The following is a 255-nucleotide window of genomic DNA, read 5'->3' on the forward strand; positions in this document are numbered from 1 at the left end:
GGCGCAGAGGCGGCGCATACGCGCATGTTCATCGGCGGCCTGCTGGCCCGCACGGGCGACAAATGGGTGGACTGTTCGCAGGATGCCCGCGCATGCGAAGCCAGCCGCGATGACCTGGGACGCCTGGAAGCCCTGCGTGACGATCTGGTGGGCGGTCGGCAGTACAGCCTGGACATGCTGGGCGAGTCGCCGCGCGACGACGACTGGAAGATGGAGATCAACCGTCAGTACGGCACGTGCACGTTCAATGTCGAG

The 255-nt window shown here is 66.3% G+C and carries 1 protein-coding gene; it reads left to right on the forward strand.

What is annotated here, in order from left to right; genetic code table 11:
- Positions 1–24 precede the first annotated feature (24 nt).
- The coding region (locus SB822_RS58860) for a hypothetical protein (protein ID WP_410859344.1) at positions 25–255 on the forward strand (231 nt) is incomplete at its 3' end.

The sequence above is a fragment of the Paraburkholderia sp. SIMBA_054 genome, assembly GCF_046534875.1.
GTDB classification, from domain to species: Bacteria; Pseudomonadota; Gammaproteobacteria; order Burkholderiales; family Burkholderiaceae; genus Paraburkholderia; species Paraburkholderia hospita.